18 protein-coding genes are annotated in these 19460 nt (G+C 64.9%); 7 read left to right on the top strand and 11 right to left on the bottom strand.

Annotated features, from left to right (window positions below; translation table 11 throughout):
- Positions 1 to 23 precede the first annotated feature (23 nt).
- Both radA and disA read left to right on the top strand, forming a co-directional pair.
- Complete coding sequence (radA, locus tag CH305_RS12595; RefSeq protein ID WP_032401498.1) at positions 24 to 1421, top strand: DNA repair protein RadA; 1398 nt, start codon at positions 24 to 26, stop codon at positions 1419 to 1421.
- Positions 1422 to 1530: 109 nt separating this feature from the next.
- Positions 1531 to 2616 carry a DNA integrity scanning diadenylate cyclase DisA gene (disA, locus tag CH305_RS12590; protein WP_032380142.1) on the top strand — a complete coding sequence of 362 codons (1086 nt, stop codon included), beginning with the start codon at positions 1531 to 1533 and terminating at the stop codon, positions 2614 to 2616.
- Here the strand turns inward: disA and CH305_RS12585 are convergent.
- From CH305_RS12585 to CH305_RS12575, 3 genes are all read right to left on the bottom strand, one after another.
- Positions 2613 to 3488: a hypothetical protein gene (locus CH305_RS12585; protein ID WP_032401497.1), complete on the bottom strand. Its 876-nt coding sequence runs from the start codon at positions 3486 to 3488 to the stop codon at positions 2613 to 2615. The genes disA and CH305_RS12585 overlap by 4 nt on opposite strands.
- A 15-nt stretch (positions 3489 to 3503) precedes the next feature.
- Positions 3504 to 4241: a hypothetical protein gene (locus tag CH305_RS12580; RefSeq protein WP_032401496.1), complete on the bottom strand. Its 738-nt coding sequence runs from the start codon at positions 4239 to 4241 to the stop codon at positions 3504 to 3506.
- A gap of 90 nt (positions 4242 to 4331) precedes the next feature.
- Entirely contained in the window at positions 4332 to 4958 is a 627-nt protein-coding gene (locus CH305_RS12575) for a carbonic anhydrase (protein ID WP_032401495.1), read from the bottom strand.
- A 90-nt stretch (positions 4959 to 5048) separates the two neighbouring features.
- Between CH305_RS12575 and CH305_RS12570 the strand changes: the two genes are divergently transcribed.
- Entirely contained in the window at positions 5049 to 5933 is an 885-nt protein-coding gene (locus CH305_RS12570) for an A/G-specific adenine glycosylase (RefSeq protein WP_094609379.1), read from the top strand.
- Positions 5934 to 5978: 45 nt separating this feature from the next.
- Here the strand turns inward: CH305_RS12570 and CH305_RS12565 are convergent, their stop codons facing one another.
- Positions 5979 to 6539: an alpha/beta hydrolase gene (locus CH305_RS12565; RefSeq protein ID WP_037148992.1), complete on the bottom strand. Its 561-nt coding sequence runs from the start codon at positions 6537 to 6539 to the stop codon at positions 5979 to 5981.
- A gap of 57 nt (positions 6540 to 6596) precedes the next feature.
- Between CH305_RS12565 and CH305_RS12560 the strand changes: the two genes are divergently transcribed.
- Complete coding sequence (locus CH305_RS12560; protein WP_037149002.1) at positions 6597 to 6941, top strand: MerR family transcriptional regulator; 345 nt, start codon at positions 6597 to 6599, stop codon at positions 6939 to 6941.
- 31 nt (positions 6942 to 6972) lie between these two features.
- Here the strand turns inward: CH305_RS12560 and CH305_RS12555 are convergent, their stop codons facing one another.
- Together CH305_RS12555 and CH305_RS12550 are read right to left on the bottom strand one after the other, a co-directional pair.
- Entirely contained in the window at positions 6973 to 7782 is an 810-nt protein-coding gene (locus CH305_RS12555; protein ID WP_032401491.1) for an alpha/beta fold hydrolase, read from the bottom strand.
- A gap of 4 nt (positions 7783 to 7786) precedes the next feature.
- The gene (locus CH305_RS12550; protein ID WP_094703874.1) at positions 7787 to 8524 is read right to left on the bottom strand and encodes an alpha/beta fold hydrolase; all 738 of its coding nucleotides are present in this window, start codon (positions 8522 to 8524) and stop codon (positions 7787 to 7789) included.
- 36 nt (positions 8525 to 8560) lie between these two features.
- Here CH305_RS12550 and CH305_RS12545 point away from each other — a divergent pair, with 36 nt between their 5' ends.
- Positions 8561 to 8872: an antibiotic biosynthesis monooxygenase gene (locus tag CH305_RS12545; RefSeq protein ID WP_032380136.1), complete on the top strand. Its 312-nt coding sequence runs from the start codon at positions 8561 to 8563 to the stop codon at positions 8870 to 8872.
- A gap of 10 nt (positions 8873 to 8882) precedes the next feature.
- Here CH305_RS12545 and CH305_RS12540 read toward each other — a convergent pair whose 3' ends face one another.
- Together CH305_RS12540 and CH305_RS12535 are read right to left on the bottom strand one after the other, a co-directional pair.
- Positions 8883 to 11195, bottom strand: coding sequence for a bifunctional diguanylate cyclase/phosphodiesterase (locus CH305_RS12540; RefSeq protein WP_052058239.1), 2313 nt, complete (start codon positions 11193 to 11195; stop codon positions 8883 to 8885).
- A 173-nt stretch (positions 11196 to 11368) separates the two neighbouring features.
- Entirely contained in the window at positions 11369 to 11806 is a 438-nt protein-coding gene (locus CH305_RS12535) for an OsmC family protein (protein WP_032401489.1), read from the bottom strand.
- A 111-nt stretch (positions 11807 to 11917) separates the two neighbouring features.
- On the opposite strand from CH305_RS12535, the gene CH305_RS12530 reads away from it, so the two are divergent.
- Both CH305_RS12530 and CH305_RS12525 read left to right on the top strand, forming a co-directional pair.
- Complete coding sequence (locus tag CH305_RS12530) at positions 11918 to 13105, top strand: lipase family protein (protein WP_094703987.1); 1188 nt, start codon at positions 11918 to 11920, stop codon at positions 13103 to 13105.
- Positions 13106 to 13170: 65 nt separating this feature from the next.
- A complete protein-coding gene (locus CH305_RS12525) occupies positions 13171 to 14493 on the top strand; it encodes a serine hydrolase (RefSeq protein WP_094703873.1) in 1323 nt (440 codons plus the stop codon).
- Positions 14494 to 14661: 168 nt separating this feature from the next.
- On the opposite strand, the gene CH305_RS12520 is transcribed toward CH305_RS12525, so the two are convergent.
- The 3 genes from CH305_RS12520 to CH305_RS12510 form a co-directional block, all read right to left on the bottom strand.
- Entirely contained in the window at positions 14662 to 17202 is a 2541-nt protein-coding gene (locus CH305_RS12520; RefSeq protein ID WP_032380134.1) for an ATP-dependent Clp protease ATP-binding subunit, read from the bottom strand.
- 274 nt (positions 17203 to 17476) lie between these two features.
- Positions 17477 to 19000, bottom strand: a complete 1524-nt coding sequence (gene lysS / locus CH305_RS12515; RefSeq protein ID WP_032380133.1) for a lysine--tRNA ligase — start codon at positions 18998 to 19000, stop codon at positions 17477 to 17479.
- Positions 19001 to 19036: 36 nt separating this feature from the next.
- Complete coding sequence (locus CH305_RS12510) at positions 19037 to 19459, bottom strand: rhodanese-like domain-containing protein (RefSeq protein WP_094703986.1); 423 nt, start codon at positions 19457 to 19459, stop codon at positions 19037 to 19039.
- Position 19460: the final 1 nt, after the last annotated feature.

Below are 19460 nucleotides of genomic sequence, written 5' to 3'. Positions count from 1 at the left end.
GTGCCGATCGTTAGGCTCCGTGCGTGGTCAAACTGAAATCGAGTTACAGGTGCTCCGCATGCCATCACTCGGTCTCGAAATGGGTCGGGCGCTGTCCCGAATGCGGCAACTGGGGATCGATGGACGAGGTCCAGGCCACCGCCGCTCCCCTGACCTCCCGCGCAGGCGCATCGGCACTGCGTTCCGGCGGCGGGGCGATGATCCCGACCACGCCCGCAGCTGCTCTGACGACCATCAGCAGTGCCACGTCTCAGGCCAACACCACCGGGATCGACGAGTTCGACCGCGTACTGGGCGGCGGTTTGGTGCCCGGTTCGGTCGTTCTGCTCGCGGGTGAGCCCGGAGTCGGAAAATCGACCCTGCTGCTCGAGGTCGTGCATCGGTGGGCCCGCTCGGCACCGGATCGCCGCGCGCTGTACGTCACGGGCGAGGAATCAGCCGGCCAGGTTCGGTTGCGCGCGGACCGCACCGGCGCGGTACACGAGCGAGTCTTCCTCGCCGCGGAATCCGATCTGGCCACGGTGTTCGGCCATGTGGAACAGGTCAAGCCCAGCCTGTTGATCGTCGATTCGGTACAGACGATGCTCGCCGCCGACGTCGACGGCGTCATCGGCGGAGTCACGCAGGTTCGCGCCATCACCAGTGCCCTGACCACCCTGGCCAAGACCACCGGGGTGGCGGTGCTGCTCGTCGGACATGTCACCAAGGACGGCGCGGTGGCAGGTCCGCGGTCGCTGGAGCATCTGGTCGACGTGGTGCTCAACTTCGAAGGTGACAAGCACTCAACGCTGCGGATGATCCGGGGCGTCAAGAATCGGTTCGGGGCCTCCGACGAGGTGGGGTGCTTCGAGTTGCGAGAGACCGGCATCGTCGGCATCAGCGATCCGTCCGGGTTGTTTCTGCATCATCGAAGCGACGCCGTCCCCGGTACGGCCGTCACGGTCACCATGGACGGCAAGCGGCCGCTGCTGGCGGAGTTGCAGGCACTGATAGTCGACACCGCGATGCCGTCGCCCCGGCGTGCGGTCAGCGGACTCGATCATGCTCGAGTGGCGATGATCCTGGCCGTCCTCGAACGCCGGTGCGGGGTCAAGGTCTCCAAGGCCGAGGTCTACGCGGCCACCGTCGGCGGCATGCGCACCAGCGAACCGTCCGCTGACCTCGCTCTCGCGGCGGCCGTCGCCTCGGCCGTGCGCGATCAACCTCTCCCTGCGGGAATGGTGATTCTGGGCGAAGTGGGCCTGGCCGGCGAGGTGCGACGCGTGGCCGGGTTGGGCCGCCGACTCGCCGAAGCTGCACGACTGGGCTTCAATTACGCGATCGTCCCCGAGGACGCAGGCCCCATTCCCGACGGCATCAAGGTCAAGACGGTGACCAACGTCGGCGAGGCGTTGACCTATACGCGTATGCGCCCCGTATGACACCGGGCAGTATTCTTTGTCGGGCTGCCCGCATGTAGCAGCGCAGTACTCTGTGTTCGCACGAGTAGATCCGCAGCACGACGCCGATACGAACACGAGGGGGTTGGCCATGGAGGGCACCACGCCGTCCCCAGCGTTGCGCGAGACCATTGCTCGGCTCGCACCGGGGACCGCCCTGCGTGACGGGCTGGAGCGAATTCTGCGCGGCCGCACCGGCGGGTTGATCGTCCTCGGCTACGACGAAGAAGTCGAAGCGATCTGCGACGGAGGCTTCGAGCTCGATGTCGAGTTCGCCCCGACCAGGCTTCGTGAGTTGTCGAAAATGGATGGCGCAGTGGTGCTTTCGACCGACGGCAAACGCATCGTTCGGTCCAATGTCCAGCTGGTACCCGACCACAAGATTCCCACGGTCGAATCCGGTACTCGACACCGTGCCGCCGAGCGCACCGCCATGCAGACCGGCTATCCCGTTGTCTCCGTGAGCCAGTCGATGAGCATCGTCAGCGTGTACATCGGCGGCATCAGACACGTCGTCGAGGGCTCGGCCACCATCCTCTCTCGCGCCAATCAGGCCGTCGCGACCCTCGAGCGATACAAGGCCCGGCTCGACGAGAACACTCGCCAGCTCTCGGTCGTCGAGATCGAGGACTTCGTGACCCTGCGCGACGCCCTGACCGTCGCGCAGCGGCTCGAGATGGTGCGGCGAGTGTCGGTGGAGATCGAACAGAACGTCCTCGAACTCGGCACCGACGGCCGCCAGCTCGCCCTGCAGCTCGAAGAGTTGTTGGGCGACAACGACGTCGATCGCCAACTGGTGGTGCGCGACTACCTGGCCGGCAACGAGCCGTCGAGCACCACCGGGGTGGAGAAGGCACTCGCCGCCCTCGACAAGCTGACCGACGTCGATCTGCTGGATCTGACAACTCTTGCCCGCGCCTTCGGCTACCCCGCAACCATCGAAGCCCTCGACACCCCGATGAGTCCTCGCGGGTATCGGGTACTGACGCGCGTTCCGCGGTTGCAGTTCAGCCAGATTCATCGACTGGTCGGTGCCTTCGGCACGCTGCAGGGGCTGCTCGCCGCCACTGCTGCCGATCTGCAATCGGTCGACGGAATCGGTGGACTGTGGGCTCGACACATCAGGGAAGGCCTCTCCAGGCTGGCGGAGGCCTCGATCTCGGGTCCTTACGACTAGGACGCCTTCTTCTTCGTCCCCGGCAGGAAACCGGCGTCGATCACGGCCTTCACATACGGCCGTGCGCTCGTGATCAACTGCTCCGCGTCCGGGACGTTGTTCCACACCGCCGACGCCATGGCGTCGGTGCGGTCTTCGATGTGCTGATCGAGAGCGGTGCCGTTGTCGGTCAAAGTCTCGCCGTCGGCAGAGGTGGTGAGCAGTCCGCGGGTGGCGAGTCGTTCTGCGGCCGAGTCCCATTCGCTCTCGGACCACTGCCTCGTCAGCTGCGTGATGCGCTTGCCGAGTGCTCGGCGGCCGGGCTGCGGGGTCGGGCGGACGGCCTCGTGGAACACGGCCGCTTCCGTCGGGTCGAGTTCTGCGTCGATCAAGGCGGCGAGGTGGCCGTCGCCGCGCCATTCACGCAGAACGGTGATCGAATGCCAGAGGGCAAGATGCGGCACGTCGGGTCGTTCGGTGGAATGCCACGCTGCCGAGAGCGGCCGACCGGCGAACGAGGCGGTGTCGCCGATATCGCCCAGACGGCCCGCCAACGTGGCGAGCGCCGGGTCGTCGGCCAAGGAGCCGAGAGCGGTGCCGAGAACGGAATCGAGCAGTGCCCACCGACGGTCGGACACCGCATCCAGACCGACGGCCACAGCGGCAGGCCACGCGCGCTCGATCAGCACCGGGTTGAAGTTGTAGAACGCAGCCGCAACGACACTCGGCGCGCACGGACCCATCGGCGCGGCCCGTGCACCGACGTACCAGGCATGACCGTCGAGTCCGGTGTCCTCGTAGGCCGTCCCCAACTCGGGATTGAAGTAGGCGGTGACGTGAAAGGGTTCGAGAGTCTTGTAGGCGGCACGGGCGAGGGCTGTCGAAGTGGTCATGAGATTCGACCGTACTCAGCCGGTGATGTTGAACGGCTCCGGCACACTCTTGAGCTCGCCGAGCTGCGCGATCGCCTGGTATGCACCGACACCCACCGGGATGCGCTCTTCACCGCAACCGGGGACGGAGTTGGTACCCGACCACTTGACCGTGAATCCGGCTTGCTCGCCGGGCTTGAAGGTACGCAGATCGGACGCGGCGTTGGGGAAGCAGTCGACGTTGGACCAGATGCGCTGATTGTCGAGGGTGTAGACCAGCGCCTGCTGCAGACCGGCACCGACGTCACGCTGACATTCGGCGGAGCCGATGTTGGTGATGACCACGGTGAACACGGGCTCTTCACCCAGACGGTAGGTGGCCTTCTCCGGCGTCACCTTGATTGCGAGTGACTGGTCCGGGCACTGATTGGCGATCACCGGAGCCGGTGCACCGCTGGTTGTCACTGCTGCTCCACCGCCGGCTGCAGAGTCGGTGCCTCCACCTGATCCGCCCGATCCACCGGAACCGCCGCCGGAGCCACCCGAGCCGCCGGAATCACCTTCGGTGGCGGACGAACTGGGTGATGGCAGAGCCGAGGTCGATGCCGGTGCCGACACGACACCGGCCGGTGCGGCCTCGGTGTCGTCGGAACCGCCGCTGAGCGAAGCGATGAACCACACGATCAATCCGAGGACGACGACGGCCGCACCGATGGCGAGCGCGCGGCGTCGCCAATAGATTTCGGGAGGCAAAGGCCCGCTCGGTTCCAACACGAATCAACCGTATGCGGCCGGAGGCAACCTTTCCCTGAGCCCACGCGGCGTGTCGCGCGAACGACTCGCTCGCACGTGCTCGGGCAGGAGTCAGGCGGGCTGTTCGCCGATCTCGCCGATGACCTCGCGGAGCTGCGCGTGTCCCTTCGACAGCTGGTAGGTGAGGCCGACGATCGCGAGTTCCCCGGCCTCTACCTTCTCGGCCACGATGCGCGAGCGCTGCATCAGCAGATTGCCGGTCTCCTGGACGTGTCGTGCCTCGAACTCGTCGACCGCCTCGTGACCGTCACGTCGCGCCGAGAGCACTGACGGGGTGACGCGTTCGACGACGTCGCGGATGTAGCCACCGGGGACGTCTCCGCTTTCGAGGGCATCGACGGTCGCCTGCACTGCACCGCAGTGGTCGTGACCGAGCACCACGATCAGCGGCGCGTTCAGCACCGCGACGCCGTACTCGATGGAACCGAGGACGGCGGAGTCGACCACGTGACCGGCGGTGCGAACGACGAACATGTCACCGAGGCCCTGATCGAAGATGATCTCGGCCGCAACGCGCGAGTCGGCGCAGCCGAACAGGATGGCACCGGGATGCTGAGCGCTCTCGAGACGAGCACGGTCCTCGATGCCCTGCGACGGGTGCAGGACCTCTCCGGAGACGAACCGTTGGTTGCCTTCCTTGAGTGACTTCCAGGCAGCGATCGGATTCGAAGCAGGCATGGGTTTCATTGTGCACGCGGAGCGGGCGCGGGGCGAGTCGGGTTCACTACTGTTGATCTCGATCACAGACACGAGAAGAAGGGCGCACAGTTGCCGATCGATGCCGAGGCTCTGCTCGGGTGGTTCGACACCGACGGACGCGACCTGCCGTGGCGTCGTCCGGGCGTCAGCGCCTGGCAGATCCTGATGAGCGAGATCATGCTGCAGCAGACTCCGGTGGTGCGGGTGGCACCCATCTGGGAGCAGTGGGTGCAGCGGTGGCCGGTGCCCTCGGCGATGGCCGCGTCCTCGCAGGCCGAGGTACTGCGTGCGTGGGGCAAGTTGGGCTACCCGCGTCGAGCGCTGCGGTTGCACGAGTGCTCGCGAGTGCTCGCCGAGGAGTACGGCGACGAGGTGCCGGACGACGTGGAGACACTGCTGAGCCTGCCGGGCATCGGTGCCTACACAGCAAGAGCGGTCGCGACTTTCGCTTACGGTCAGCGAGTTCCGGTGGTGGACACCAATGTTCGACGCGTTGTCGCACGTGCACAGCACGGCAACGCCGAGCCCGGAAATCCCTCCACATCGAGGGATCTGGCCGATGTGGAACAGCTGCTTCCGGTGAGCGTCCCACGGGCCGCCCGATACTCGGCGGCATTGATGGAGCTCGGCGCGTTGATCTGCACCGCCAAGAATCCGGCGTGCCTGCTGTGCCCGCTGCCGGAGTGCGCCTGGATCGAGGCGGGCAGACCGGCACACACCGGGCCCGCGAAGAAGGTCCAGAAGTTCGCGGGCACCGACCGACAGGTTCGCGGCAAACTCATGTCGGTGCTGCGCGAGAGCACCGGCCCCGTCGAGCGAGCTCAGCTCGACATCGTCTGGCCCACCGACCCGACCCAGCGCGACCGAGCTCTCGATTCGCTGCTGACCGACGGATTGATCGAACAAACCGAATCGGGATTGTTCGCCCTCGCGGGCGAGGGTTCGGACGGCTGAGAGCAGCTACCGAGCCGCTACCCAGATGCCGGACCGTCAGCGAAATCAGGCCACCGCATCGAAGACGGGTGGCAGGGAGGTGACTCCGTCGCCGGCGAGAAAGTGGCCCGCACCGGGGACGATCTGCACCGACGCGTCGAGCAGTCGAGCCAGCCGATCGGTGTGCGCAGGCGGAACGATCGGGTCGTCGTCCGATCGCAGGATCGAGATCGACTCGATGTGGTCCTGCATCGTCGACAGCATCACACCGCCGGCAACGAAGCCGTCGAGAACGGGTAGCGCAGGTAGCCTGTCGACGAACCCCGAGACCAAGACGAGCGTTCCCAACTGCCATGGCCCCGTGAGGGTGGCGAGGTGCCGCAGTACGGCGAGGCATCCAAGGCTGTGCGCCACCACGATCGTGTCGGGCCCCGGCGTCCCGAGCGTCGCTGCTATCTCTGCCTCCCAGCAATCCCGATTCGGCGACGCGGGATCCGGCAACGGAGGGATGTGCGCGGAGATTCCAACGCTGTCCAATTGCTCGGCGAGCCAACCGAACCAGTGATCGTCGGGCGTTGCCCTGTATCCGTGGAAGATCACCGCTCGTCTGCTGGTTGTGAATGCCATACTGCCGGACGATAAGGGTTGACACCGGCGAGAAGGTCAAGTGCGAGAGGGGCAGAGATGTTGATCAGCGAGCTCGCTGCACGAACCGGGGTGTCGGCGCGCGCCCTGCGCCACTACGAAAGTCGCGAGGTGCTCGTCCCCCACCGCGATGCCAACGGCTACCGCGTGTACGCCGAATCCGACGTGCTGCGCGTGCTGCAGATCAAGTCGATGATCGCCGCGGGGCTCACGACGGCCACGATCGCTCGGTACCTCGAATGCGCACAAAACGGCGACCACGGCATCACCTTGGACATGTGTCCCCGACTTCGTGCGGAGGTGGACGCACTGTCGGACCGATTGGATCGACAACAAGCCGCCCTCGAGGAGACTCGCGAGCGCCTGGGCGCACTCACCTCGTAGACCGAGGTGTCCTCCGACGCAGGATAGTTCGCTACCGCGAGAGAAACTCCACGAGCGCGGCGTTGACCGCATCGGGGCGTTCGAGGTAGCCGAAGTGACCGGTGTCGGCGATTTCGACGTACTGCGCACCGGGTATCGCGGCGGCAACGTCGCGGCACTGCTGTACCGGAATCATGCGGTCATCAGCGAATCCGATCACCAGAGATTTCGCCCTGATTGCGCGGTACGCCGCCAATCGGTCTGTTCCGGAACGCATTTCGAGTCCGATCTGCGCCCGCATTCCCGCCGTCTTCCTGCCGCCCGAATATTCGAGAACTGCCAGCCAATCACCGATCGCACTGTCGTCGGCCAGGGTCTTCGGTGAAAAGTTCTGCATCGCAGTCATTGCCGCGCGGTACGACGCGGGAAGTTCGATTCCGGCGTCGTGGAGATCTTTCTCGCCCTTCGACATCTGCGCACGAAAGGTGGTGGTCCTGCCGAAGGTGGCCATCATCACTGCATGCGACACCAGATCCGGCCGGGCCAAAGCCAATTCCTGGGTCACGCGAGCCCCCATCGAGGTGCCCACGACGCGCGCGGGGCCACCACCGAGGTGCTCGACCAGGGCGGCGGTGTCGGCCACCAGGTCGTCGAGCGTCATCCCGCCCGCGCACTCGGAAGACGGTGCGATGCCGCGATTGTCGAATGTGACGACCCGGTATCCCTGCTTCACCAGGGTCGGAACCTGATGGGTTCGCCACACTCGTCCCGGACTACCGGTGCCCATCACCAACACCACCAGTGGGCCGTCGCCGGTCACGTCGTAGTTGAGGTCGATTCCGTTGAGCTTCGCGAGCGGCATCGGATCATCTTAGTGTGCGCAGGAACCCCTCGACGGCCGTGCGATATCGCTCGGGGCACTCGTCGTGAATCAGGTGCGCTGCGTTCTCGATCCGCACATACGTCGATTCGGCATTGCGTACGTGCATCTGTCTCATCTGCCCGGCCGGTGTGATGGTGTGTTCGCCCTCGATCAGCAACACCGGAGCATCGACGGCATCCCATTCGTCCCAGAAATGACGCGTACCCCATTCCTGCGAGATCGCCTCGAAAGTGTCGATGTCGCCGTGCAGTCCCCAGCCGTCGTCATCGCGCTCGAAGGAGTCCAGAAAGTATTGTCCTGCAACGTCTCCGAAAAACGCACGCACCGCATCCGCGTCGGGAAAGGGTTGCGGCCATGCCCTCATCATGGTGGCCCAATCGTCGGCGGTGCGGCCGCGGAAGTCCGGCGCGATGTCTTCGACGACGAGAGCGGTCACCAGGTCGGGTCGCCGCGCTGCCGCACACCAGGCGTGCAGCGCCCCCATCGAATGGCCGATCAACACACTCGGGCCGAGCCACTCCAGATTCTGCAGAAGGTCCGCTACGAACGACTCGGTCGTGAGCTCGGCCGGTGCCGGCCGCCGGTGCCCGGGTGCGTCGTAGGTGTGCACGTGCCCGAATTCTCGAAGCCACGGAACCTGTCGACGCCAGGTGGCCGCACTGCCCATCAACCCGTGCAGCAGCAGTATCGAACGGCCGGATCCACCCTCGTCGTAGAGCATCACCGCCGAGCATAACGGCGGAGTAATCTCGCGAGCATGGCCATTGTGAAGATCAACGCGATCGACGTACCGGAGGGCGCAGGCCCCGAACTCGAGAAGCGCTTCGCCGCGCGTGCCGGAACCGTCGACGGCTCCCCCGGATTCCTCGGGTTCCAGTTGCTCCGGCCGGTCAAGGGTGAATCGCGCTACTTCGTCGTCACCCAATGGGAAGACGAGGAGTCGTTCCAGGCCTGGTCCGGTGGACCGTCTCGCCAGGCACACGCCGGTTCCGGTGAGGGCAAACCGGTTTCGTCGGGAGCGTCACTGCTCGAATTCGAGGTAGTGCTGGACGTGCCTGCCACATCGTGAGCAACGCCGCTCAGATGCGTTCGCGAGCGAGTTCCCACTCGAGTTTCGTCGGCGTCTCCGAATCAAGTTTCGTCACGGCGTCGGCCAGGAACTCTGCGGGCATCGGTCTACCCAGGAAGTAGCCCTGGGCACCGTCGCACCCGAGCAGTCGGAGCGCATCGAGCGTGCCCGCGTCCTCGACCCCCTCTGCCATCACTCGTACCCCGAGGCTTCGAGCCAGGTCGATGGTCGAGCGCACGATCGACGCATCGGTGTCGTCGGTGTTCATCTTCGACACGAACGAGCGGTCGATCTTGAGCGTCTGCACCGGCAGACTCTGCAGATAAGCCAACGAGCTGTACCCGGTGCCGTAATCGTCGATAGCAATGGTCACCCCCAAACTGCGCAGTGACGCCAGCGCGTTCACCGAACGCACCGGGTCGGTCATCGCGGTTGTTTCGGTGACCTCGAATTCCAGGGTGTGCGCGGGCATCGCGTACTTGGCCAGCGCAGCCGACACCTGTTCGGTGAGTGTCTCGTCGAGCAAATTTCGGACCGAAAGATTAACCGAGACAGACAGATTGATGCCGCCTCGCCGTAGCGCGCTGCACTGCGCCAGCGCCTCGTCGAGCACCAACGCGGTGATGGCGGGCAGCATGCCGGTGCGCTCGGCGTCGGGCAGAAAGATCGACGGCCCGATCAAGCCCTCACGTGGATGCTGCCACCGCAGCAGAGCTTCGACGCGATCGACGCTGCCCGATTCCAGATCCAGGCACGGCTGGAAGAACACCCGAAGCTGATGATCCCGAATCGCAGTGTCGAGCTCGCCCAGCAACCGCATCTGATCGTGGCGGTCACGATCCATGTCGGGTTCGTATCGACCGACTCGGGTCTGCCCTGCCTTGGCCGCGGTCAGCGCCACATGAGCCTGCTGCATCATCGCCTCACCGTCGATCGGCGTCGCCGACGCGCCCTCCGGCCGGTGTGCACGTGCCGCCGACTCTTCGATCGCCGCTATTCCGACCGTCGCGTCGAGGGCGACGTTGATGTCGTGGACGAACATCTTGCGACTGACGGCGAACTGCAGCTGTGCGGCGGTCTCGCACACATCGATCCGATCGGGACTTCTGCGCATCGCCACGACGAATTGATCACCACCGAGGCGTCCGACCAGATCGTCGGATCGAACCGATGCGACGAGTCGATGGCCGATCTCACGGAGCACGCTGTCGCCCACGCTGTAACCGAACGTCTCGTTGATCTGCGCGAAGCGGTCGATGTCGACCACCAGCGTGAAGACGTCCGAATCACCTCGAGTGGCGAGCATCGTGTCCAACCGCTCCCGCAGTAGACGCCGACTGGCGAGTCCGGTCACAGCGTCCGTACGTGCAACGTCCGCGAGGATGGCGGCCTGCAGTCGCAGAGTCCGCACGAAGCGCGCCATTCGGAATCCGACCAGCAGGATGACCAGCGCCGAGGATCCCACGATGACCCAACCCCATTGCTCGACGGGGACGCCGCGGACCAGCTGCACAGTCATCACCGTCGGTGTCACGGCGACCGCAACCGAGAGTCCGAAAAACCGTCCCCTACCGAATTTGAACGGACCGGGCCGGGCGGCTCGCCTGGCCGACTTCTGCACATCGTGCAGGGCGACCACTCCGAAGCAGACGTACGAGGCCAACCACAACACGTTCGGAATCGTCGATCGGTAGACCTCGGTATTGCTCGCGGCGGCGTAGGACGCGAAGTCGGCGGATACGAGCATCAGTACCCCTGCTGCCGCGGCCAGAAGGGGAACTGTGGCCGACCGGGTGACGAGGTACAAACTGCCGACGAGGGTCAGCAAGAACGCGTCGACGGTGAGGTATGCGGTTGCCGGCCACAGGGCCATGGCCTCCGAGAACGACCGGGTCGAGCCGTCGGAGATGACGAACACCCACGTGACGAGACCGAATCCGACGGCGACGATCAGGCACTCGTACAGTTCCTCCAGCCCGAACACCAGACCGTTCTCGTCGGCGGCCCGGGCGAACCCGATTGCGAGGATCGCGTAGCCCAGAAGGTAGGGCACGTCGGCAGCGGAGAACGTCGGCACCCGACCACCGTCGATCTTCATCACAGCTATCAGCGCGTCCCCGATGCCCCAGCTGCCGAAGCCGACGGCCATGTACTTCCACGTCCGCTTGTCCGGGCCGGGTTCACCCACGTAGCGATGCACGAAGGCGGCCACTGTGGCCGAGACCACGATTGCGTAGATCGCGTTCCGGGGTAATCCCTGCGGGGCAATCGCGTAGGCCACCACCGCAATCGCACCGAGACCCAGGAAGCGCGTCCACAACATGGTGGGCCGATCCTTCCTAGGCCGCTCGGTGCGTACCCCGAACGTACGCAACAGCCGATCGAACCCGACGTTTGACCTCGATTCGTCACCGAATCATCCGTAGATGGGTCAATTAACGAACTATTTCAAACCTGACGATCGTTCGCCAGTCTCACATCGGGCCCCGCGTCTGTTCAGCCCTCCAAAGACGCATCCAAAGTGATGTCGACGCCGGTCAGCGCCTTGCTGACGGGACACGTTTCTTTTGCGGCCTGAGCAGCCTTCGCAAACCCGTCTGCGTCGAGACCGTCGACCTCGCCTCGAACGGTCAGCTTGATACCCGTCAACTTGAACCCGGGCTGGTCGGGACCGAGCGAGACGTCGGCGGTGACCTCGAGGCTCTGCGGGGTACCACCCGCCTCGGCGATCAGGGCCGACAGCTGCATCGCGTAGCAACTCGAGTGAGCAGCTGCGATCAGTTCCTCGGGGCTGGTGGTGCCGTCGGCATTCTCGGCGGCGCGCTTGGGAAACGACACGTCGAAAGTCGCTGCGCCGGAACTGGACAGCTCGACCTGGCCGGAACCCTGCTCGAGAGTGCCGTTCCAAGCTGTGCGTGAGGTACGAGTTGGCATCGGACTTCAATCCTTTCGTTGTCGACCCTGTGTAGGACCGATACTCAGGCTAACGTCGGCGGCACGGCCGGGCCATCGAGTGCGGGAATCTCGACACGAAGGATGCAACAGATGAAGAAGTGCGTGTACGCACTCGCGATCGCGTCGACGGTGATCCTGGCGAGCGCAGTGGTGTCGACCCCGGTGGCGAGCGCCGATTCACTACGAGACTTCTACGACGCGCCCGTCCCGACCATCGCCGCAGCGGCCCCCGGCGAGGTGGTGCGGACAAAGCCGGTCACCTCACCCAAGGGATTCGGATTGGGCTTCGACATCGAACGCATTCTCTATCGGTCCAACGACACTCACGACCACCCCATGGTCGTGTCCGGGTACTCCATGACCCCCACCGCTCCGTGGCCTGGCCCCGGCCCGCGGCCGGTGATCGCCTACGCGCCCGGCACCTCCGGCATGGCCGACCGCTGCGCTGGATCGGCCGTTCTCGGCACCGTCGGGTCGTCCCCGGCCATCCTGCCGCTGCTCCTGGCCGGATACCGCGTCGTCGCAACCGACTACCAGGGGCTGGGCACTCCCGGCGGACACACGTATCTGAACCGGCTCGCCTCGGGCCGCGCTCTGCTGGACGCAGCCAGAGCGGCAGACGCCGACCCAGCCACCCCGGTCGTGTTGTTCGGCTACTCCGAAGGCGGATTCGCGTCGGGAGCCGCCGCCGAACTCGCTGCCACGTACGCCCCGGACCTCGATATCGTCGGGGCGTATGTCGGTGCACCACCGGCAGATCCGACGCTCAACATCGACAACCTGGACAACACGACTCTCGGCAGCGCCGTACTCTTCGCCGTCGACGGCATGATCAACTCCTACCCGGAACGAGCGGAGAACATCCGCAGCTTCTTCGACTCCGACGGCGTCGCCGCGCTCGATGCCGCGCAGAACTGGTGCACCACCGACCCCGCGGCCACCGAGATCGTGCACACCAGCGAGCTCACCCGGGACGGCCGACCACTGATCGAGCAGCTGAGCAACCCAGCTTTCGTCGAGGTGACCGCAGCGAACACCGTCGGCCGCATCGCCCCCGCCATGCCGGTGTACCTGTCGCATGCGGTCGAGGACGACACCGTCCCCGTCGAGCAGAGTCGAACTCTGCTCGAGCGCTGGCAGGATCTGGGTGCCCGGATCACCTACCGCGAGTACGAGTTTCCAGCCATCCCTTACAAGGGTGCGAACCACCTCCCCGGGTCTCTGGCCGCATACTCCGACGTCCTGCCCTGGATCGCCGACCTCGTGCGCTCGAGCTGATCTCAGGTGTGAAATCAGGGTGTTCACCGAGGCGTCGACCCCGGTGACGTTGGTTCACTCCATCCATGCGAATCGTGCACGCCCTCTTGACCGTCGCAGCAGTCCTGACCGCATCGCCTACCTTGCCCGGTGGTGAGACCGCGTCGGATGTCGAGGTCGTCGCCCAGGAATTGGGCCTGCCGGGAGTGGCTTTTCGAGTGGTCTCCGAACGTGAGGTCATCGAGAACGTCGAATACGGGGTGGACGGACACGGTGCGCCGATCGATGACGGCACGCCGTTCGTCTGGGGTTCGGTGTCGAAGTCGGTGACGGCGGCGACGGTGCACTCTCTCGCCTCGCAACATCGCCTCGATCTAGGTGGCACCGTGAATTCGGTTCTCCCGGAGAGCGATTCGATCCTTCCCGACGACGTCACGATCACCGACCTGATCCACCACACCAGCGGACTCCCCCACGACGTCGCCCGACTCGATGTGTGGGGACGAACCGACCGGGCACTCGACGTCGTGCCCACCCTCGACGTCACCGCTGCCGAGCGCGGCACTTTCCGATACTCCAGCCTGAATTACCTACTGCTGCAGGCCATCGTCGAAAAGATCACTGCCGAACCGTTTGCGAACGTCGTGGCTCGTGAAACCGGAGTGCACACCGTGAGTGCCGTCGCACCCGGACACGTTCCGTTCTTCGGATTACCCCGACGTGTCGACACCGGGATAGATGCCGCCGGACTCGGCTACGGCTACCTCGGTGGTTCGATCGACGAACTCTCGCGTTACGCAGCGCGGCAACTGGCCGACCCGGCGTCGAACAGACTCGACCCGGTGCCGACCGGCTCGGGCACGGCATACGGAGACGGGTGGTACGTCGAAACGTTGCCCGACGGTACCGAAATGCGATGGCATTCCGGAGCGGTTCCCGGCTACTTCACGCACGTTGCGCTGATTCCCGAACGCCATCTGGCCGTGGTGTTCGCGGCCAACAGATACGGCGAACTGGAGGCCGAAAACCTGGCGTCGGCGGCCCGCTCACTCGTCCTCAACCGACTCGGAATCGACGAGCCCCGCAGCACCGGCCTCGGCATGTACGAGATCGCGCTGATCGCGTCGAGCACACTCGCGGTGTTGCTGGCACTGTGCGCAGGCCGAATCCTGCTTCGCATCAGGACTGCCCCGGGTCGATGGGCACCTGCGCACATCCTGATGGCCGTCATTGCCGGCGGAACGCTGTACTTCGGGATGCCGATGCTCACCGGTACCCCCATCTCGACCCTTTCCCGCTGGGCCCCGGATGTGACCCTGTTGTTCTGGATCGTGCTGGCCGAACTTGCGATCATCGCTGGTGCTCTCGCCGCCCGGGCACTCCGTCAATGGACCACTGCACACGTCTGAACGGTGCAACGGTCCATTCACGCCGAGTCAGCTTCTGCGTGAATGAACCCTTGCAGACGTCTGAAGAGTGCAAGGGTCCATTGACGCGAACGGGGCGGACGCCGGGTGGACACACGACAACGGGCGACCCTCCGAAGAGGATCGCCCGTTGTGTGGAGCTGGTAGAACTTACTCGCTGTCGCTGTCTCCGGTGGCCTTGGCCAGATCGACCGGGACCTCGTCGGGGACGATGATGGCCTTCTTCTCACCGCGGAACGTGAACTTCGCGTCCTCGCCTGCGCCTTCGCCGTCCCAGTTCTCGACGTCGACCAGGATGATCTGGCCGGCTTCGATTTCGCCGAAGAGGATCTTCTCCGACAACTGGTCCTCGATCTCGCGCTGGATGGTGCGACGCAGTGGCCGCGCACCCAGGACGGGGTCGAATCCGCGCTTGGCGAGCAACGACTTCGCCTTCTCGGTGACCTCGATCGCCATGTCCTTGTTCTTGAGCGCACCTTCGACTCGGTTGAGCATGAGATCGACCATCTGGATGATCTCGTCCTTGGTGAGCTGGTGGAACACGACGATGTCGTCGATACGGTTCAGGAACTCGGGGCGGAAGTGCTTCTTCAGCTCGTCGTTGACCTTGAGCTTCATCCGCTCGTAGTTCGAGCCGGTGCCTTCGCCCGAGGAGAAGCCGAGGCCCACTGCCTTCGAGATGTCCGAGGTACCGAGGTTCGAGGTGAAGATCAGCACGGTGTTCTTGAAGTCGACCGTGCGTCCCTGGCCGTCGGTGAGACGACCGTCTTCCAGCACCTGCAGGAGCGTGTTGTAGATCTCCTGGTGGGCCTTCTCGATCTCGTCGAACAGCACGACGGAGAACGGCTTGCGGCGAACCTTCTCGGTGAGCTGGCCACCCTCTTCGTACCCAACGTATCCGGGAGGAGCACCGAACAGACGCGAGGCGGTGAAGCGGTCGTGGAACTCGCCCATGTCGATCTGGATCAGCGCGTCATCCTCACCGAAGAGGAAGTTCGCGAGAGCCTTCGACAGCTCGGTCTTACCGACACCGGACGGGCCGGCGAAGATGAACGAGCCCGACGGACGCTTCGGGTCCTTCAGACCTGCACGGGTACGACGGATCGCCTTCGAGACGGCCTTGACTGCCTCGACCTGACCGATGATCCGCTTGTGCAGCTCGTCCTCCATGCGGAGCAGACGAGTGGTCTCTTCCTCGGTGAGCTTGAAGACGGGGATGCCGGTCCAGTTGCCCAGAACCTCGGCGATCTGCTCGTCGTCCACCTCGGCGATAACGTCGAGATCGCCGGAGCGCCACTGCTTCTCACGCTCGGCACGCTGACCGACGAGGGTCTTCTCCTTGTCGCGCAGGTTCGCAGCCTTCTCGAAGTCCTGTGCGTCGATGGCCGATTCCTTCTCCCGGCGCGCGTCGGCGATCTTGTCGTCGAACTCGCGCAGGTCCGGCGGCGCGGTCATCCGGCGGATGCGCATCCGCGCGCCCGCCTCGTCGATGAGGTCGATTGCTTTGTCGGGCAAGAACCGATCGTTGATGTACCGGTCGGCCAACGTGGCGGCCGCGACGAGTGCACCGTCGGTGATCGAGACGCGGTGGTGTGCCTCGTAGCGATCGCGCAGACCCTTGAGGATCTCGATGGTGTGCTCGACGGTCGGCTCGCCGACCTGGACGGGCTGGAAACGACGCTCGAGTGCGGCATCCTTCTCGATGTACTTGCGGTACTCGTCGAGGGTGGTGGCACCGATCGTCTGCAGCTCACCACGAGCCAACTTCGGCTTGAGGATCGACGCGGCATCGATGGCACCTTCGGCAGCACCCGCGCCGACGAGCGTGTGCAGCTCGTCGATGAACAGGATGATGTCGCCGCGGGTGTTGATCTCCTTGAGCACCTTCTTCAGGCGCTCCTCGAAGTCACCGCGGTAACGGCTGCCGGCCACGAGCGAGCCGAGGTCGAGGGTGTAGAGCTGCTTGTCCTTGAGCGTCTCGGGAACTTCGCCGTTGACGATGGCCTGCGCCAGTCCCTCGACGACGGCCGTCTTACCGACACCGGGCTCGCCGATCAGAACAGGGTTGTTCTTGGTACGACGCGAGAGCACCTGCATGACGCGCTCGATTTCCTTCGCGCGACCGATGACCGGGTCGAGCTTGCCTTCGAGTGCTGCCTGGGTGAGGTTGCGACCGAACTGATCGAGGACCAGTGACGTGGACGGGGTGCCCGCCTCGCCGCGGCCGCTGCCGCTCTCGGACGGCTCCTTGCCCTGGTAACCGGACAGCAGCTGAATGACCTGCTGGCGTACCCGGTTGAGGTCGGCTCCGAGCTTGACCAGAACCTGAGCTGCGACGCCTTCGCCTTCGCGGATCAGGCCGAGCAGGATGTGCTCGGTGCCGATGTAATTGTGGCCGAGCTGCAGTGCTTCACGCAGACTGAGCTCGAGTACTTTCTTGGCGCGCGGGGTGAACGGGATGTGACCGGACGGAGCCTGCTGGCCCTGGCCGATGATCTCCTCGACCTGGCTGCGTACTCCTTCGAGGGAGATGCCCAGCGACTCGAGAGACTTGGCGGCGACGCCTTCGCCCTCGTGGATGAGGCCGAGCAGAATGTGCTCCGTGCCGATGTAGTTGTGGTTGAGCATCCGGGCTTCTTCTTGAGCCAGGACGACAACACGCCGCGCGCGATCGGTGAACCTCTCGAACATCGCTCTCCCTCACTTCTTGGTGGGTGGTAGCTCGCCCACCAGTTCTTCTAGCGCCGCAGTGTCCATACGCTGAGGTCGCTTGTGCATTTGAAGGTAAGACTGGTACTCACTGTAGTTGGCCGACGTTACGAACGCCGACCCTCCACCCCTGAAATGCTGCGCGACCGCCCGCAAATACGGACTGCCTTGCCTGCTTACTGTTCATAACGCAGGCACAATGCAAAACGTTTCCCATTCGATGTCCGCTGCTGGCGAACAGCGCTGTACCGACCGATCAGGCCTGGGAGGGCTTGACGATCGGAAACAGGATCGTTTCGCGGATGCCGAGGCCGGTCAGCGCCATCAACAGACGGTCGATGCCCATGCCCGTTCCGGTGGTCGGCGGCATGCCCTGCTCCATCGCGGCGAGGAAGTCCTCGTCCAGAACCATCGCCTCGTCGTCGCCCGCCGCAGCCTGACGAGCCTGGTCCTCGAAACGCTCGCGCTGGATGATCGGGTCGATCAACTCGGAGTATCCGGTCGCCAGCTCGAATCCGCGAACGTACAGGTCCCACTTCTCGGTGACGCCGGGCTTGCTCCGGTGCTGCCGCGTCAGCGGGGACGTCTCGACGGGGAAATCGCGAACGAACGTCGGCTCGGTCAACGCGTCACCCACCTGGTGTTCCCACAGCTCCTCGACCAGCTTGCCGTGGCCGTAGATCGGGACGCCGTCCTTGCGCGGCACGTCCAGCCCGACCTTGTCCGCGATCGCGAGCAGTTCGTCGACGGTGGTGTCGGGGGTGACGTCGAACCCGAGCGACTCCGACAACGACGGGTACATCTCCAGCGTCGTCCATTCTCCGCCGAGGTCGTAGGTGGTGCCGTCGGGCAACGTCACGACCGTGGATCCGAGCGCGGCCATGGCCACCTCTTGAACGAGCTCACGCGTCATCTTCGCCGAATCGTCGTACGTGCCGTAGGCCTCGTACGTCTCGAGCATCGCGAACTCCGGCGAGTGCGAGGAGTCGGCACCTTCGTTACGGAAGTTGCGGTTGATCTCGAATACCTTCTCGATGCCGCCCACGACGCATCGCTTGAGGAACAGCTCCGGCGCGATCCGCAGGTAGAGATCGGTGTCCATGGCATTGGAATGGGTAACGAACGGCCGGGCCGCGGCACCGCCGTGCAGCGTCTGCAGCATCGGTGTCTCGACTTCGAGGAAGCCGCGACGCTCGAGCGCGTTGCGTAGTTCGCGAACCACGGCGATGCGCTTGCGCGCAGTTTCACGCGAGGTCGGGTTGGTGATCAGATCCAGGTAACGCTGCCGGATGCGCGTCTCTTCGCTCAGTTCCTTGTGCGCGACGGGCAACGGCCGCAACGACTTCGACGCGATCTGCCACGCGTCTGCCATGACCGAGAGCTCGCCGCGACGGGAGCTGATCACCTCTCCGTGCACGAACACGAAGTCGCCGAGGTCGACATCGGCCTTCCATGCTGCGAGGGCGTCCTCGCCGACGCCGGCCAGGCTGATCATCGCCTGCAGCTGGGTACCGTCGCCCTCCTGCAGCGTGGCGAAGCACAGCTTGCCGGTGTTGCGGACGAAGATGACGCGGCCGACGACTCCCACGATGAGACCGGTGGTCGTGTCGGCCTCGAGCTCGGGAAACTCGGTGCGGATCTCGAGCAGGGAATGGGTCCGCGGAACCGACACCGGGTACGCCTCGACCCCGCGCTCGAGCAGCGCAGCGCGCTTGGCACGACGAATCCGTAGCTGCTCCGGGGTGTCGTCGGCGGGCTGGGTAGAAGCTGTATCACTCACGCGCACATACTTTACAGTCCGAGCGTGTAAGGACGGTCAGTGCGCTGCGACGGCCTCTGCCTCACGAACACAGTGCTTGGCCTGCGTCAACACTCCGAGCAGCCCGGCCGATTTGAGGGCCTGATAGCCGCCGACCAGATCGGTGGCCTTGTGCAGACCCAGCAACTTGAGCGACGCGGCCGCGAGCGAGGAGGTGTAGCCCTCGGAGCAGATGACGATCCACTCGACGTCGTGGTCGGTGGCGATCGCCAGACGCGCGTCGCTGGTGGGATCCAGACGCCATTCGAGAACGTTGCGTTCGATGGCCAGCGCGCCGGGCAGCGTTCCCTCGACGGCACGCTGGGCCTGCGGGCGAATGTCGATCACGACGGCACCGCGGTCGACTGCGTCGCGCAGCTCGAAGACGGTGATGCGGTCGATGGCCTCGCGAGCGGATTCGAGCATGTCGACGATGGTCATG

This window comes from Rhodococcus sp. 15-649-2-2, from assembly GCF_002258645.1.
Classification (GTDB): domain Bacteria; phylum Actinomycetota; class Actinomycetes; order Mycobacteriales; family Mycobacteriaceae; genus Rhodococcoides.
Note: the sequence above shows the minus strand (reverse complement) of the source record. Positions and strands in the feature narration are given on the sequence as shown.